General features: G+C 44.2%; 4 tRNA genes and 2 rRNA genes. All 6 read left to right on the top strand.

Annotated features, from left to right (window positions below):
* Positions 1–123: ribosomal RNA gene (locus tag DI392_RS19385) — 16S ribosomal RNA — on the top strand; the annotation flags it as partial.
* Between the two features lie 78 nt (positions 124–201).
* Positions 202–277: transfer RNA gene (locus DI392_RS19380), tRNA-Glu, on the top strand.
* Positions 278–291: 14 nt separating this feature from the next.
* Positions 292–367, top strand: a tRNA-Lys gene (locus tag DI392_RS19375).
* A 14-nt stretch (positions 368–381) separates the two neighbouring features.
* Positions 382–457: transfer RNA gene (locus DI392_RS19370), tRNA-Ala, on the top strand.
* 35 nt (positions 458–492) lie between these two features.
* Positions 493–568 (top strand) — tRNA-Val (locus tag DI392_RS19365).
* A gap of 361 nt (positions 569–929) precedes the next feature.
* Positions 930–1164 (top strand): 23S ribosomal RNA (locus DI392_RS19360); the annotation flags it as partial.

The following is a 1164-nucleotide window of genomic DNA, read 5'->3' as shown; positions in this document are numbered from 1 at the left end:
TGGGCTGCAAAAGAAGTAGGTAGTTTAACCTTCGGGAGAACGCTTACCACTTTGTGGTTCATGACTGGGGTGAAGTCGTAACAAGGTAGCCCTAGGGGAACCTGGGGCTGGATCACCTCCTTAACGATATGATTGTGCATTGATGAGTGTTCACACAGATTGATACGGTTTAAAAAAGTAAAGAGACACAGAGATAAAGATGTCCCGTTCGTCTAGAGGCCTAGGACACCGCCCTTTCACGGCGGTAACAGGGGTTCGACTCCCCTACGGGATACCATCTTTCTGTAAAAAGGGTCGTTAGCTCAGTTGGTAGAGCAGTTGGCTTTTAACCAATTTGTCACAGGTTCGAATCCTGTACGACCCACCATTTACAAAAAAAATGGGGCTATAGCTCAGCTGGGAGAGCGCCTGCCTTGCACGCAGGAGGTCTGCGGTTCGATCCCGCATAGCTCCACCATTTCCTTCCCCAAAGGAAATGCGAAAACACTCTGTGGGCGATTAGCTCAGTTGGGAGAGCACCTGCCTTACAAGCAGGGGGTCACTGGTTCGAGCCCGGTATCGCCCACCACTCTCTAAAGATTTTTGGAAACTCAGTCCAAACCAATAAGAATATTCAAGTTGGTTAGGATTTTTGTCGCCGAAAGTCGTTAGAAAGTGTCTTTCTTTAAATAGAAAATACTTTTGCTCTTTAACAATTTGGAAAGCTGACAAAGTAATCTTTAAGATTACTTGTAAAAGTTCTCAAATCTTATTTCTCTCTTTTATAAGAGAAAGATAAGTACCAACAAACACATTCAAGTGTTCTTGGGAACAACATTGTATGTTGTTCATATTTGAGTCCGGCAAAATCGAAATGTCTCTCGCTCATTCAAATAATGAGAGACACAAACCTTGGTTGTTTGAACATACAAGACCTCTTGGGGTTGTATGGTTAAGTGACTAAGCGTACACGGTGGATGCCTTGGCAGTCAGAGGCGATGAAGGACGTATTAACTTGCGATAAGCGTAGATTAGGCAGTAAAAGCCACTTGAGTCTACGATTTCCGAATGGGGAAACCCACTTACATAAGTAAGTATCTTGCACTGAATACATAGGTGTAAGAAGCAAACCGGGGGAACTGAAACATCTAAGTACCCCGAGGAAGAGAAATCAACCGAGATTCC

The organism is Vibrio albus, from assembly GCF_003144035.1.
Classification (GTDB): Bacteria; Pseudomonadota; Gammaproteobacteria; order Enterobacterales; family Vibrionaceae; genus Vibrio; species Vibrio albus.
The sequence above is the reverse complement of the archived record's forward strand: the minus strand, read 5'-3'. Positions and strand labels throughout refer to the sequence as shown.